Annotated in this window: 15 protein-coding genes; all 15 read right to left on the bottom strand. The window is 46.8% G+C overall.

Going from position 1 to position 14217, the window contains the following annotated elements:
* Nucleotides 1–8: 8 nt before the first annotated feature.
* The 15 genes from E7745_RS10265 to E7745_RS10335 all read right to left on the bottom strand — a co-directional run bounded on the left by E7745_RS10265 (nucleotide 9) and on the right by E7745_RS10335 (nucleotide 14214).
* Complete coding sequence (locus E7745_RS10265) at nucleotides 9–1001, bottom strand: cell wall anchor protein (protein WP_136408782.1); 993 nt, start codon at nucleotides 999–1001, stop codon at nucleotides 9–11.
* A 43-nt stretch (nucleotides 1002–1044) separates the two neighbouring features.
* On the bottom strand, nucleotides 1045–1920 hold the full coding sequence (locus tag E7745_RS10270; RefSeq protein ID WP_123398224.1) for a DUF58 domain-containing protein: 876 nt from the start codon (nucleotides 1918–1920) through the stop codon (nucleotides 1045–1047).
* Between the two features lie 38 nt (nucleotides 1921–1958).
* Nucleotides 1959–2954 (bottom strand): MoxR family ATPase, encoded by a 996-nt coding sequence (locus E7745_RS10275; protein WP_107031477.1) that lies wholly within the window; start codon nucleotides 2952–2954, stop codon nucleotides 1959–1961.
* A gap of 205 nt (nucleotides 2955–3159) precedes the next feature.
* Nucleotides 3160–3543: a LysM peptidoglycan-binding domain-containing protein gene (locus E7745_RS10280; RefSeq protein ID WP_136408783.1), complete on the bottom strand. Its 384-nt coding sequence runs from the start codon at nucleotides 3541–3543 to the stop codon at nucleotides 3160–3162.
* Nucleotides 3544–3764: 221 nt separating this feature from the next.
* A complete protein-coding gene (locus tag E7745_RS10285; protein ID WP_136408784.1) occupies nucleotides 3765–4412 on the bottom strand; it encodes an HU family DNA-binding protein in 648 nt (215 codons plus the stop codon).
* Nucleotides 4409–4687, bottom strand: a complete 279-nt coding sequence (locus E7745_RS10290; RefSeq protein ID WP_107031475.1) for an HU family DNA-binding protein — start codon at nucleotides 4685–4687, stop codon at nucleotides 4409–4411. The genes E7745_RS10285 and E7745_RS10290 overlap by 4 nt, the downstream gene beginning before the upstream one ends.
* Before the next feature lie 3 nt (nucleotides 4688–4690).
* Nucleotides 4691–5647, bottom strand: a complete 957-nt coding sequence (locus E7745_RS10295) for a glycosyltransferase family 2 protein (RefSeq protein WP_123398222.1) — start codon at nucleotides 5645–5647, stop codon at nucleotides 4691–4693.
* Nucleotides 5648–5726: 79 nt separating this feature from the next.
* Nucleotides 5727–7208: a proline--tRNA ligase gene (proS, locus tag E7745_RS10300; RefSeq protein WP_107031473.1), complete on the bottom strand. Its 1482-nt coding sequence runs from the start codon at nucleotides 7206–7208 to the stop codon at nucleotides 5727–5729.
* Between the two features lie 67 nt (nucleotides 7209–7275).
* Nucleotides 7276–7920, bottom strand: a complete 645-nt coding sequence (locus E7745_RS10305) for an OmpA family protein (RefSeq protein WP_136408785.1) — start codon at nucleotides 7918–7920, stop codon at nucleotides 7276–7278.
* A 30-nt stretch (nucleotides 7921–7950) separates the two neighbouring features.
* A complete protein-coding gene (locus E7745_RS10310) occupies nucleotides 7951–8262 on the bottom strand; it encodes a hypothetical protein (protein WP_107031471.1) in 312 nt (103 codons plus the stop codon).
* Nucleotides 8263–8269: 7 nt separating this feature from the next.
* Nucleotides 8270–8800, bottom strand: a complete 531-nt coding sequence (rimM, locus tag E7745_RS10315; protein WP_160631189.1) for a ribosome maturation factor RimM — start codon at nucleotides 8798–8800, stop codon at nucleotides 8270–8272.
* Nucleotides 8801–8855: 55 nt separating this feature from the next.
* Nucleotides 8856–9440 carry a DUF4290 domain-containing protein gene (locus E7745_RS10320; RefSeq protein ID WP_370291911.1) on the bottom strand — a complete coding sequence of 195 codons (585 nt, stop codon included), beginning with the start codon at nucleotides 9438–9440 and terminating at the stop codon, nucleotides 8856–8858.
* 125 nt (nucleotides 9441–9565) lie between these two features.
* On the bottom strand, nucleotides 9566–10312 hold the full coding sequence (fabG, locus tag E7745_RS10325) for a 3-oxoacyl-[acyl-carrier-protein] reductase (RefSeq protein ID WP_107031468.1): 747 nt from the start codon (nucleotides 10310–10312) through the stop codon (nucleotides 9566–9568).
* Nucleotides 10313–10336: 24 nt separating this feature from the next.
* Nucleotides 10337–10936 carry a TetR/AcrR family transcriptional regulator gene (locus E7745_RS10330; protein WP_107031467.1) on the bottom strand — a complete coding sequence of 200 codons (600 nt, stop codon included), beginning with the start codon at nucleotides 10934–10936 and terminating at the stop codon, nucleotides 10337–10339.
* 92 nt (nucleotides 10937–11028) lie between these two features.
* On the bottom strand, nucleotides 11029–14214 hold the full coding sequence (locus tag E7745_RS10335) for an efflux RND transporter permease subunit (protein WP_136408786.1): 3186 nt from the start codon (nucleotides 14212–14214) through the stop codon (nucleotides 11029–11031).
* Nucleotides 14215–14217: the final 3 nt, after the last annotated feature.

A 14217-nucleotide genomic window follows, 5' to 3' on the forward strand; every position in this document is an offset into this window, starting at 1 on the left:
TGTATTATCTATTTTTTAGTAGATTCTTCTTTTGAGGGCTCCTGCTGGTCATCAGTTTCAGCTACAGCAGGACGAGGTTTTGTATCTTCGACAAACTGCATTGCAGAATTGAACGCTTTGACATTGTCATCCGGCAGCGGGCGTACTTTGGCGAACTTAACAAAGTCTGCCGTCTCAAGCACTCGTTCCATGTTTTCTTTTGACAGGCGTGTCTCTTCATTGGCGTTCAGCATACGTCTGATCTGTGTTGAGGTCATTTCCATTGCATTTATGCCGAAACGGCCATTGAGATAGATGCGGAGAATGTCTGTGAGACGGGTGTAGTATTCCTTTTCCTTGCCTTGCTCGCAGAGTTTTTCTGCCCGCAGACGTGAAAGTTCGCCGATAGCTTTTTCATATGGCGGTATCGGTTTGGGCGCAGGTGCAGCAAAGGGATTCTTCTTTTTCTTCATCATATAGAACGCGAATCCTCCAAGTGCAAGGACTACGATTAATGCCAGGATCCACAATCCATAATCGACAACGAAGTCAGGGAGGTAATCAATGAAACTGCGGTCCACGTCTGCTACATCAGCATAGTCATGGATAGTCTCCAGTGAGTCAACTACAACCGGATATACTTTCAGTACAAGACGGTTTGAAGCGATTGTTTCGCCTTTTTCAACGTATAAAATCGGATTCAGCCGATAGACACCTGAATCAAATGACTGGAGCACCAGATCCTGCTTGATTTCTCTGCGCCCGCTTCCGAGCTCCGTTGTGTCGGCTGTGAGATATTTCAGAATCTCTACTTTGTCACAGACGGAATCTCTCGGAATGACGAGGTGCCCGTCAGAATTTTCATCGGTGACAAGCTCGATATGCAGAGGGGTTGTGCGCCCCATAAGAAGGAATGCAGAATCGAGACTGACTTTCAGGCTGGAAATTCCGGCGAACGCTGATGCGGCGAGCAAAAAAGCAACTGTCAGCATCAGGTAACGGATATGTCGGACTAAATTCATGTTTGGCAATCAATTAAAGGGTCTTGGGCGGGCTGTGGTTTTATCAGCGTACACCCCGGTTTTTGAATAGGGCCATCAATGAATGGGCGAAATCCTCATCAGTGGCTATCGAGGCGTGATCAACGCGGCATTTGCTGAATGTTTCACTCATGGACTGCTGTCGTTCATACCACCATCTGCTAAAGGCCTGCCGAGTCCGTCTGGATGACGTGTTTATCCAGCGTGAGGTGCCGGTCTCAAGATCGGTCATCCGCATGAGCCCTACATCCGGCAGACTTGTGTCGCGTTTGTCATATACCTGAATGGCAATGATATCATGGCGGTTGCATGCTATCTGTAATTGTCGTGTAAAGTCATGAGTATCTATGAAGTCAGAGATCAGGAAAGTGGTACATCGCTTTTTCAGAGCATCTGTGAAATAGCGCAATGCAACGCTGATATCTGTCCCTTGATTTTCCGGTGTGAAATCCAGCAACTCTCGGATTATCAAAAGTATGTGCTTTTTGCCTTTTTTCGGAGGAATGAATTTTTCAATTTTGTCGGAAAAGAATATGACTCCGATTTTATCATTATTGGTGATGGCCGAATAGGCGAGGGTAGCGGCTATTTCAGCGATCATCTCTCTCTTTTCTTCTCCGACAGCTCCGAACAGACGGCTGCGCGACATATCGACAAGAAGCATCACAGTCAGCTCTCGTTCCTCCTCATAGACCTTGACATAAGGATGATTATGACGGGCGGTTACATTCCAGTCTATGTCTCTGACATCATCGCCATACTGGTATTCCCTCACTTCAGAAAAGGTCATACCTCTCCCTTTAAAAGCCGTATGGTATTCTCCGGCGAAGATGTTCTGGGAGAGGCCGCGGGTTTTTATGTCGATCTTTCTGACTTTCCTGAGTAGTTCGTTTGCTTCCATTTAGAAAACATTAGAAAGGGGATTTTACGAATGTGTCATCAGGGCACTTCGACCTTGTCAAGGATCTCGGAGATTACCTGGTCGGTGGTGATGTTATTTGCTTCGGCTTCATATGTGAGGCCGATGCGGTGACGCAAAACATCGTGGCATACGGCGCGGACATCTTCCGGAATTACATAACCGCGGCCTCGGAGGAACGCATATGCTCTCGCGGCTTTGGCCAGACCGATTGATGCTCGCGGAGACGCTCCGAAGCTGATCATTCCGGCAAGATCTTTGAGGTCATAATCGCCGGGGTTACGGGTTGCGAATACGATATCTACGATATAACGTTCGATTTTTTCGTCAAGATATATCTTTTCTACGATCTTCTGAACCTCCAGGATTTCTTCCGGACGGAGAAGAGGACGGACTTCAGGTTTTACACCGGAAATGTTCTGTCGTATGATAAGCTTTTCCTCTTCTTTGGTCGGGTAGCCGATAATGACTTTGAGAAGGAAACGGTCAACCTGAGCTTCAGGAAGCGGGTAGGTGCCTTCTTGCTCAATGGGGTTCTGGGTGGCCATCACCAGGAACGGTTCGTCAAGTTTGAATGTACGTTCGCCGATGGTCACCTGGCGTTCCTGCATGGCTTCGAGCAGAGCGCTCTGTACTTTAGCCGGGGCGCGGTTGATTTCGTCAGCCAGAACGAAATTGGCGAAAATCGGGCCTCGCTTGATCTGGAACTGTTCTTTCTGCACACTGTAGATCATTGTTCCGATCACATCGGCAGGGAGAAGGTCAGGAGTAAACTGGATACGGCTGTATTTGGCATCGATAATTTGAGCAAGAGTCTTGATGGCAAGGGTCTTTGCGAGACCGGGGACGCCTTCAAGAAGGACGTGTCCGTTAGATAGAAGTGCGATCAGAAGTGAGTCAACGAGATGCTTTTGCCCCACGATGGTCTGATCCATCCCACGTGTAACAAGGTTGATGAAATCCTTCTTGCCGGCAACAAGATCATTAAGTTCTCGAATATTAACCGATTCGCTCATAGTCTGAGTAGTGAGGGTTCTAAATTAGATATATAAGATATTTTAATCCGCTATAATAGATAAACGGTTTACAAAATTATAAATAACAACAATTATTAGGCGAGAAAAGTGTGTTAATTTTATATATTTTTCCTTTAACAATGACAACATCGCCGATATTGGAGTCGACGATGTTGTCTTAAGGTTTCTTTCTAGCGGTGTTGGCTTAACGGGGATATCTGGCGAGGATTTCACCGGCTTTCTGGCGCGCTTTCTTCAAACTTTCTGCATTGCCGGGAACAATTCCGTATTTTTCAGCATCCGGGATATCAAGAACCACTCCCGGCTGCATGTTGTTGGGGTTCCCGATTTTTGATTTGTTTTCTTCGTAGATGTAGACCCAATAATCTTTGCTCCCGAAGAATTTTTTTGCCATATCATGGATAAGGTAGCCTCTTTTAACGGTGTCTTTACGCACTTTCGGACTTGAGTTTTCTGCGACAGCAGGTTGTGTGGGGATTTGTTCTGCTTCAGCCTGAGCAACTTCAGCGTCCGATGTTACAGAATCTGATAGCATGGCAATTTCACCTGCGGTTTCCTCTGTCTGCATAGGAGTTGACTCTTCGGGAGTTATGGCTTCAGCCTGCTGACGGCTATTGGGGAATAGATGATCGATAGCAAGGTAGACTCCGCATGCCCCTATGGCAAGTCCAATAATCAGGCCTATGATCAGTCCCCACCAGAAATTGCCTTCCGATTGCTGTCCTTTGGCAGGACTGACGTATTCTTCCGGATCTTCTTCAAGTGGTATGATTTTCGGAGCTACAGGTCTTACCGGCTGTCGTTCCGCAAGATTGCTGTTTGCGGTTTTGGCCGAAGGTTCAGTTGCAGTTGCAGTTGCAGTTGCTTCAGCCGAAATTGTGGCAACGGGGGCTTAATGGCTTCTTTCGGCTGAACCGGCTTTTCGTCGGTCAGGATAGTTTCCGGTTCAGGCGCGATTTCTGCTTTAGGATCTGGTGATGCCAGATGTTCTTCGGGCTGTATAGCTTCTGTGGATGTTTCGGGTTGGGATTCGATTGTTGTTGCGATATTCTCACAGATAATTGTTTCTTCGACCTTGGCCTCAGGCTCATGATTTTCTGTCTCAGGCAATGACGATTCTGTTTGATCTTTCTCGATGGAGAGCATTGATTCGGTGACCTCGTCATTCAGCGTAACAGGCTCAAATATTGCGAATGGGGCATTGAGCGTTTCAGCGAGATCTTTGTCAGGAGTGAACCTGATATCTTTTTCTCCATTCTCTTCTTCATAAAGCGCGAATTCGCCGAGGCCTTTGATTTTGACTGTTTCTCCTTTGATCAGTTCCTCAGAAAGTATATCAAAGAAATTTTTAGCAAAAATCTCGGCACTGTCTTCGCTTATGCCGGTTGCAGATGCAATACGTGCGGACAGCTGATGGAACGGTATTTTCTGATTCATTGTTTAGTCATTTTTTTTCGCAATACAATGCTGGGGGCAAATTCCATTCTGATGGCTGGCGGAACCAATGTGCGTTTGCCGTTTACTTCGTCGTAAACAATCGCCTCATCTGATTTTACAGATTTGAATGTTCCGAATCCGGGGATGGCGATTGAGTCAAGATCGGCTCCGCATTCTTTGAATACTTTGCACAGACCTTCAACGAGTGTGGCCACTTCTGCGTTTTCCCGGTTTAGTCTCTTGCCGAGTCGTGAAATAAATTGTTTGTTATCCACGTGTCAATCAAATAAAATGTCGCGAATTGCATATCGCGGACGTTGTTTAACTTCTATAAATATTTTTCCTATATATTCTCCGATCAAACCGATGGACATTAGAATCAGGCTCCCAAGGAACCATATAGATAGTAATATCGAAGCCCATCCGGCCTCAAGTTTGTCAGAATAGAGAATGGAGAAACCAACATAGATTCCGACCAGCAGGTCAATAGCCAGCAGGATCAGACCTATGAAGAAAACCCATCTCATAGGGCGAGCTGAAAAAGAGGTGATTCCGTCAATCGAAAACGAAAGCATTCTGACAAGCGGATATTTTGATTCGCCTGCGGCTCTTTGTTTACGGGCATAGGAGACGGTGTCGCTTTCAAGCCCTAACTGTGGAACAATCCCTCGGAGAAACAGATTTGATTCGCCATATTCGCTCAACAGTTCAAGAGCTCTTTGGCTCATAAGCCTGAAATCTGCATGGTCGTAGATGGTTTCAATGCCCATTTTCCTTTGCAAAGAGTAGAAAGCATGGGCGGTGGTTCGTTTAAACCAAGAGTCAGACGTTCTGTCATCCCTGACTCCGAACACTATTTCTTTGCCTGAAATAAAGCGCCGGACCATCTCGATTATGGCGTCAGTGTCATCCTGAAGATCGGCATCGATGGAAATAGCTGCGTCACAATGGTCTTTTGCGGTCATAAGCCCTGCCAAAAGCGCATACTGATGTCCTCGGTTGTGCGCAAGGGATATTCCTTTGACGCGTCGGTCTCTAAGGTGCAGATCGGAGATGATTTTCCATGTCGCATCCCGGCTTCCGTCATCGCAGCAGAGTATGTAACTGTCTGGAGAAGCTAATGATTGCTGCGCCATGCGGGCTAATATAGCCAGCAGTTTGGGAATAGAAAAAGGCAATACCGCTTCTTCGTTGAAGCAGGGTACAACAATTGCTATGACTGGCGGGGATGGCATATGAATTTTCTGGCAGCTTCGTTAAATGAGATTAAGGAGAGAAGGAGATGAGTAATGAAACCGTGGATTGTTGCCGAAATTAATAGTTGCGGGCAAAGAGTACTCTACGAGCCGAAGGCTTGCCGGTTACCATACAGACGCCCGGTGTTTGATCACCATCCAGAGGAATGCAACGGATAGTGGCTTTTGTTTCCTCTTTGATGCGTTCTTCGGTTTCGGTGGTGCCGTCCCAGTGAGCCAGGATGAATCCTCCCTTTTCAATCTCTTCTTTGAATTCCTCATAAGAGTCGACTGTCCGGGTCATGGATTCTCTGTGGTTTATTGCTTTCTGATAGATGTTTGCCTGAATTTCTTCAAGTAGACCTTTAATATAATCCGCGATTCCTTCCAGCGGGGCAACATGTTTCTCAAGCGTGTCACGGCGCATGACTTCGACTGTGCCGTTTTCGATGTCGCGCGCTCCGATGGCAAGACGCACAGGCACTCCCTTAAGCTCATAATCTGCAAACTTGAAGCCCGGACGCTTGTTTTCAGAGTCATCGTATTTTACGCTGATGCCCATCGCGCGTAGTTCGTTGACTATCGGGTCTACTTTGGCTGAAATTTCAGCGAGCTGATCACTGTTCTTGTAGATAGGTACGATGACCACCTGGATCGGAGCGAGGTGGGGAGGGAGCACAAGCCCGTTGTCATCTGAATGCGTCATGATGAGAGCGCCCATAAGACGGGTTGATACGCCCCAGGAGTTTGCCCATACATATTCAGGCTTGTTGTCTTTGTTGACGAATGTAACGTCAAAGGCCTTAGCGAAATTCTGTCCGAGGTTATGGCTTGTACCGGCCTGAAGGGCTTTTCCATCCTGCATCATGGCCTCAATTGTGTAGGTGTTGAGCGCTCCGGCAAAACGTTCGTTTGCGGTTTTTACACCGATTATGACAGGCATAGCCATATAATCACGCGCAAATTTGGCGTAGATGTTGATCATCTGGACGGTGCGATTTTCCGATTCCTCGGCTGTCGCATGTGCGCAGTGGCCTTCCTGCCAGAGGAATTCGGCAGTACGCAGGAACATACGGGTGCGCATTTCCCAGCGCATCACATTCGCCCACTGGTTGCACAGCACGGGGAGATCGCGATAGCTGTGGATCCAGTTCTTATATGTGCCCCAGATAATAGTTTCAGAAGTAGGGCGCACAATCAGTTCTTCCTCAAGGCGTGCATCAGGGTCTACTACAACACCATTGCCGTTGGGGTCGTTCTTGAGGCGGTAGTGTGTGACAACCGCACATTCTTTGGCAAACCCTTCGACATGCTCGGCTTCGCGGCAGAGGAACGATTTTGGAATGAGAAGCGGGAAGTAGGCGTTCTGTACACCTGTTTCCTTGAACATACGGTCAAGTTCGTGTTGCATTTTTTCCCAAATTGCATAACCGTAGGGCTTGATAACCATACAGCCTCTAACCGCCGACTGCTCTGCGAGATCGGCTTTGACCACGAGCTCATTGTACCACTGCGAGTAGTTTTCGCTGCGTTTGGTCAGATCCTTAAGTTCTTTTGCCATTTTTAATATGTTTCTGTGATAATATATTGCAATTATAATAGTCTGAAAGAGGTAATGACTGTTGCTGCTATTTCAAAAGCTGTCCCTTGCGGGCCAGTGTGATCATTTTCGGTCCTGGGATCATGAAAATCTCTACACGCCGGTTTTCGCGCCGTCCGTCGCGAGTGTCATTTGCCGCAACCGGATCAGTGTCGCCCATTTCGTAAGGGATCACTATCAGATCTTCATTGATGTTGTCAAGCATCCAGTCGTAGATTGAATTGTTGCGCTCATGGGAAAGACGCATATTATACGGAGCCGATCCGGTGTTGTCGGTATGGACGGAATAAACCATTTTCATCATGAACGGATCGGAAAATAATTTCAGTATTGGAGTGAGCCGCGAGGGTGCTGACGGAGATAGAAGAGTGTCGTTCGGGAGAAAAATATCATCAGAAAGGACTGTGACCACAACAACCTCATCGTTTCGGGTCATATCAACGATGTAGTTTTTTTTCGCCAGATCCTGGGCGAGTCTGGTCATGTATGTCTTGATTGCCGCATGCTCGTTTTTCCCAACGGCAGGGGTCAGGATATTCTCATCCAAACTCATATCCATAAAGCGTGTCTCATCATAATCCTTATATGGATCAGTGCTGTTGCTCTTTGCCGAGATCCAACCAGGCATTAAGGCGGCTAAAGCCGATAGAATTATTGACAGATATTTTTTCATATTGGCGAGAATATTTGTTATTGGATGCTTTTAGTCTTCGAAACAATCCAGTGATTGCTCATAGCGTAATTCTGCCATGACGAGCGCCTCAACGTCATCGGGGTTTATCGGAGAGTCGGGGTCCTTAGACAGCATTTTTCTGACATGCTTGATCAGTGCGTTGGTATTGACATCTTCGTCATCCGCTTCGGTGTCGATGTCGAGAAGTCCGTTGTCTTCATACCAATCCCAGATTATGTCGATAATGTTAAGAATCTCATCATCGACATAGAGTTTCGAAGACTCAGGAGAAAGAGCCCCTCGCATTACTTTTATGGCTTGCTTTTCATCGAATTCTTTCATATTGGAATCAGTCGTTTAGTGTCAGTATTTCTGAAGGTATATCTGTGTTGACGGTCTCGTTTTCCAGATCGATGGAGAGAATGAACTCATCGGCCACCGGAATCATCAGCTCTTTGCCGTCAGGCATTTTTACGATAAAGAGAATGTTCTGGGTGGAATCGTTGATATCAGAAATCTCTCCGATAACTCCGTGGGTCATGTCATTGACTTTAAAGCCGATCAGATCAGATGCATAAAAGCCGTCTTCGTCATTGTCATCATCCGGGAGATCGGAGCGAAGTATAAACAGTGGCCGGTTGGCAAGGCTTTGGGCTTTCTCTTCTGAATCTATGCCGTCAATAGTAATCAGAGAAGTATCGGCGGTTTTGGGTCTAACCGTCTGCAGGAAGAATGGAACGAATATCCCGTCAATAGGAACGATGACACATTTGACATCGTTCAGGTCAATGTCGGTGTTAATCGAGACGGAAATTTCGCCTTTTATGCCATGAGGCTTGTTAAAGCGACCTACCTCTGCTATTTCTGATAGTCTGATCACTTGGAGTGGCTTTATGGGTTATATGATGTTTTTTAGAAGAAATTGCTGTGTCTGCTTATCGCTTCTTTTTCTTTTTCCCGCTTGGCGGAGCCACGATTTTGAACTCGTGAAGAACTGTCGTCTCCGGAGAAAGCTGAATCTGACCATGTGAATACTCTGCCAGATCCTTGAAAATCTTTATGTCATCCACGCCATCTGAATTTGCAGCAAGTAGCAGCTTTTTCATGTGGTTGGCAATAAGCAGTACAAGCTCGCTTCGCTCTTCTCCGGGTTCCATGCTGACAGCTTTTGCGATCAATCGTTCCACATCCTTGCCATAGTGACGATAGCGGATATGTTCGGATGTATATGGAATCTTTTGGGGCACTGTATTCAGATTCTCGGCTTTGACAACTTCTGTAGGATAGTCAATATCAAGTCTGAAGTCGCTCATGATGGCGAGATGATCCCACAATTTCTGCTGATAGTTTTCTTCTTCACGCAGTTTGGGGAACAGTTTGCTCATGCAGTTGATTATGGAATGTGCGCAACGAGTGCGTTCATCCCGGTCTTCAATAGTCAGACAATGTTCCACCATCTGATGAATGTTGCGCCCGTACTCAGGCAATTTCAGATGCTTTAATTGTGTATTGTAAGTCAGCATTATATCGGGGTGGTTATGGGCCGTTTCTGGCACCTTTTAATTGAATAACATAAGGATATTCTCTTTCAGCGCCTGTTTGCTGATCAGGGAAATATCCTTATGTGATTAACGTTGGTCCGGTATTACATGTTCATGCCGCCATCTACCTGGATCACCTGACCAGATACATAGCTTGACATGTCAGAAGCAAGGAATGTCGCTACATTAGCGATGTCTTCAACCTGACCGGCGCGACGCAGAGGAATCTTCTGAGCCCATTCTTTGCGCACGTCTTCAGGCAGAGCTGCGGTCATGGCAGTCTCTATGAAGCCAGGGGCAATAGCATTGGCGCGAATGCCGCGTGAACCGACTTCCTGAGCGATGCTCTTGGCCAAAGCGATAAGACCGGCTTTTGATGCTGCATAGTTTGACTGTCCAGCATTTCCATGAACGCCTACTACAGATGCCATATTGATGATTGAACCCTGACGCTGACGCATCATGATAGGGAGAACAGCATGGATGAAGTTGAATGCGCTCTTGAGGTTTACGGCAATGACAGCATCCCACTGGGCTTCGGTCATTCGCATCATCAGACCGTCTTTAGTGATGCCGGCATTGTTGACAAGGATATCAATGTGGCCGAAATCTTCTTTGACTTTGCTGACAACCTCTTCAGTCTGTGCAAAATCAGCAGCGTTAGAGGCATAACCGACAGCGCGCACGCCAAGAGCCTGCAGTTCTTTTTCGGTCGCTTCCATATTTTCGTCGCGATTGAGGTCGGTGAATGCAATGTCAGCACCTTCCTGTGCGAATTTAACGGCGATGCTCTTTCCGATGCCACGGGCGGCGCCGGTGATGAGAGCTACTTTTCCTTCAAGTAATTTCATTTTCTGAATAGTCGTTTGGGTTTACTATATAGTTGATTTAAGTAAGAGCGTATTTAGCACGAAACTGATAACAGACTCCCTGATTCCTGCTGGGGTTATACCCAACTGGCTGAAATTGTCTCTCAGATGGCAATAGTCAATTCCTTGGAAAATCATCTGATATACTTCCGGAAGCAATGATGCCTGAAGAGGATCGAAGATGCCTTTCCCGACTCCCTCGTCAATCATTTCTTTGATGAGTTCCTGTTCTTTGGCTACAGCAAGCAGTCTTATCCGCTCAAGACGTTTATAGTCAAGCGTAAGATATGAAAGCAACTGGCTTGTGGTGGATGTCCGAATGGTTTCTTCCACGATGTCGAAGCGGGCATTCAGAAAACGGCGAAGTTTTTCTTCAGGCTCAAGATCGGAATTGACGATACCACGCAATTTCATGACTATGGCATCGCTCTCCCGCTCAATTACCGCTTCATAGATCTCCCTCTTGTTTTTAAAATAGGTGTAGATAGTGCGCCGCCCCTTGTCAGAAGCAGTGGCAATATCGTTCATTGTTGTCCGTTCAACACCATTGCTGGTGAAAAGCTGATGGGCAACCTCAAGGAGTCTTTCGCGGGTTTTCGACGCCATTGGTAGCTTTGGATATATGTTTTCACCTACAAAGATACGCTAATTATTTCATCAATGGAAAATAATTAAATAATGTTAACGAAAAATTCATATCAATTTTCTTCACCGGAAGCGCTTTTATCGGTGTTTTGCAGCCTCTTGGACGCTTGATCTGAACCGGCGAAGATTCTGGAAAGATGCTTCTCGCGAAAATTCTCCAAAAGTTCCCAAAAGCCCGGCACAAACAGAGTGCCTACAATGGCATTGACAGCCATGCCGAAGACAACGGCTGTGCCCAACGCAATGCGTGAATTAGCTCCGGCTCCGGTGGCGAAAAGCATAGGCAATACGCCGAAAACAAAAGCAAATGCAGTCATCATGATGGGGCGGAAACGAATGACACCAGCATCAGATGCTGCTTGTCTGACAGTCTGGCCGCTTTGGTGGAAGTCGCGTGCATATTCGACTATGAGTATGGCGTTCTTTGCAGAAAGGCCGAGCAGCAGGATTATGCCGATCTGTGTGTAGATTGAAATCGATTGTGACAGAAGCAGACACCCGATCACAGTGCCTAATATCGCCGTAGGCATAGATATGACAACAGCTATCGGATCGGTCCAGCTTTCATATTGTGCTGCGAGAACCAGGACTGTAACGATGACAGCAAACAGCAATACGAATGTTATTGTGGTCCCAGCCTGGGTTTCCTGATAGGCTTCTCCGGTCCAGGCATATGCAAACTGGTCACCTGCGGCTTCATCCAGAATTTCCTCCATCGCCTTTATGGTCTCCTTGCTTGACACATGGCCGGCCGGAGTCCCGGTAATTGAGGCGGTGGTGTACATATTATATCGGCTGACTGTTGACTGTCCGATGGCGGGTTCTATAGATATGAATGAAGAGAACGGTACCATGTTTCCGTTTGCATTGCGCACAGAGAGTCTGCCGAGTTTTCCTATACGGCTACGGGATTCACTGTCAGCACTCAGATTTACCTGATATGTACGCCCGAATTTGACAAAGTCGTTCACATAGCTACCGCCCATGAATTGAGCAAGTGTAGAATATATGTCATCAACAGAGAGTCCGAGCAGTTTGGCTTTGTCACGGTCCACTTTGATTGCATATTGAGGCACACCTGCCTGATATTGGGTGGTGAGTTGTGCGATTCTGTCATCCTTTTTAGCCGCTTCTTTCATTGCTGCCAGTACTTTCTGAAGGGCATCTGCGCCGAGGTTGTTTATGTCGAGTATCTGCATTTGCATCCCGGAGGTCATGCCTAAACCGGGTATGGCAGGAGGATTGATTGAAAATACTATGGGTTCCTGGTAGCTGCCAGCGATTTCACTGACATGAGCCATGATGGCATCCACATCCTGTCCTTTGCCTTTGCGCTGACTCCAGGGTTTGAGGACAACAAATAATGATCCCATATTGGCGCCAGACCCTCCGCCCATCATGGATGAACCTGAAATAGAGATCACATTATCTACTTCAGGTATTTTTTTTATCTGATCTGCCAGGCTTGTCACAATCTTATCCGTCCGGTCCAGCGATGCTCCGGTCGGAAGCTGCACGGATGTCATGAAATAACCCATATCCTCCTGCGGGATATAGCTGGTAGGTAGTTTCATGAATCCCCAGAATGCGAAAAGGCATATAATGACATATATTCCTATGGCGATCAATGGTCTTTGGAGCAAACATCCGATGGCGGATGTGTACTTCTTCATGACATTCCCATATCCTTTGTTAAACCATTTGTAAATAAAGAAATGAGGATTAGGGTCTTCTTTCTTTCTAAGAAAAAGTGCACACATAGCCGGAGTGAATGTCAGAGCGTTAAATCCGGAAAATGCAACAGAGGTTGCGATAGTAAGGGCAAACTGTTTGTAGAGTTCACCTGTGATGCCACTGATAAAAGCGGTAGGAATAAAGACAGATAGCAATACGAGAACCTCGCCTACCACAGGCCCTTGCAGTTCCTTCATTGCTTTCTCCGCGCTTTGTCTTGGCGTGAGTTTCCCTTCCTGCACGAGTCTGGCGCAATCTTCCACTACAACAATTGCATCATCGACCACAATTGCAATCGCAAGTACAAGACCGAATAAAGTCAGGGTGTTTATGGAGAATCCAAGCAGTTTCATTACTGCAAATGTTGCTATCAGTGAAACCGGAATAGCAATCATCGGAATGATTACTGCTCGCCAGCTTTGCAGGAAAATCAGGATGACGATCATCACAATGAGGGTTGTTTCTACGAATGTCACAAGCACTTCGTCGATAGAAGCGTTGACAAACGATGTCGTGTCCATGATCACTTCATAGTGGACTCCATCCGGAAAATATTCAGAAAGCTCATCCATTTTAGCTTTGACCTTTGTTGCGACATCAAGCGCGTTGGCGCCTGGACGCTGCTGCACACCGATCAGCCCGGCTTGCTTGCCGGACACATGTGAGATAGTTGAATAGCTTTCACTGCCTAATTCAACGGTTGCAACATCTTTCAGCCGTAATATCGAACCGTTCGGATCTGTTTTCAAAATGATATTGCCGAATTCTTCAGCAGTCTGCAATTGCCCGTCGGACGTCAAAGTAAATTCAAAATCGACATCGGATGGCGCCGGCGGTGCTCCGACACTGCCTGATGAAACTTCAAGATTCTGGGACTGTATCATTTCGCTGACATCTGAAGGCGTAATGCCGCGGACTCTCATTTTTTCAGGGTCAAGCCACACCCTCATGCTGTATTTGCCGGCTCCGAACGCACCTGCGCCTCCCACACCATCAATTCTTGACAACTCATCGATAATATTGAGCTGTGCGTAATTGGTCAGATACAAGGCGTTGTAGCGGTCGGGGTTATCTCCTTCGAGCGCAATGAAAAGTATGATGTCTGAAGATTCGGCCATGACCGAGACTCCCTGCTCCTTTACAGCTGTAGGAAGAGTGGCTTCGGCTAATGAAATTCGATTCTGGACTTTGACGACAGCATCGTCAAGATTTGTTCCGTTTTCGAAAGTAATGGTCAGGCTGTATGACCCATCGCTTGAGCTCGAACTCATATACATCATGCCCTCGACTCCGTTGATCTGTTCTTCGATCGGAGTTCCGACAACTTCGGCAATGGTTGCTGCATCCGCCCCCGGATAGGATGCTGACACCATAACCGTAGGCGGTGTTATGTCGGGATATTGTGACACAGGCAGGCTTTTGACAGTCATCAACCCAATCAATACCATTATTATGGCGATGACCGTGGCGAAAATCGGACGATCTATGAAGAATCTGGAGAACATAAG

This window comes from Duncaniella sp. C9 (genome assembly GCF_004803935.1).
Taxonomy (GTDB): Bacteria; Bacteroidota; Bacteroidia; order Bacteroidales; family Muribaculaceae; genus Duncaniella; species Duncaniella muris.

Coding starts and splice junctions, on each gene's coding strand:
- E7745_RS10305 (WP_136408785.1), bottom strand. CDS start 7,920: ATGAAAAAATATCTGTCAATAATTCTATCGGCTTTAGCCGCCTTAATG.
- E7745_RS10265 (WP_136408782.1), bottom strand. CDS start 1,001: ATGAATTTAGTCCGACATATCCGTTACCTGATGCTGACAGTTGCTTTT.
- E7745_RS10275 (WP_107031477.1), bottom strand. CDS start 2,954: ATGAGCGAATCGGTTAATATTCGAGAACTTAATGATCTTGTTGCCGGC.
- E7745_RS10330 (WP_107031467.1), bottom strand. CDS start 10,936: ATGGCGTCGAAAACCCGCGAAAGACTCCTTGAGGTTGCCCATCAGCTT.
- proS (WP_107031473.1), bottom strand. CDS start 7,208: ATGGCAAAAGAACTTAAGGATCTGACCAAACGCAGCGAAAACTACTCG.
- E7745_RS10335 (WP_136408786.1), bottom strand. CDS start 14,214: ATGTTCTCCAGATTCTTCATAGATCGTCCGATTTTCGCCACGGTCATC.
- E7745_RS10295 (WP_123398222.1), bottom strand. CDS start 5,647: ATGCCATCCCCGCCAGTCATAGCAATTGTTGTACCCTGCTTCAACGAA.
- fabG (WP_107031468.1), bottom strand. CDS start 10,312: ATGAAATTACTTGAAGGAAAAGTAGCTCTCATCACCGGCGCCGCCCGT.
- E7745_RS10270 (WP_123398224.1), bottom strand. CDS start 1,920: ATGGAAGCAAACGAACTACTCAGGAAAGTCAGAAAGATCGACATAAAA.
- E7745_RS10285 (WP_136408784.1), bottom strand. CDS start 4,412: ATGAATCAGAAAATACCGTTCCATCAGCTGTCCGCACGTATTGCATCT.
- E7745_RS10280 (WP_136408783.1), bottom strand. CDS start 3,543: ATGCAGACAGAGGAAACCGCAGGTGAAATTGCCATGCTATCAGATTCT.
- E7745_RS10310 (WP_107031471.1), bottom strand. CDS start 8,262: ATGAAAGAATTCGATGAAAAGCAAGCCATAAAAGTAATGCGAGGGGCT.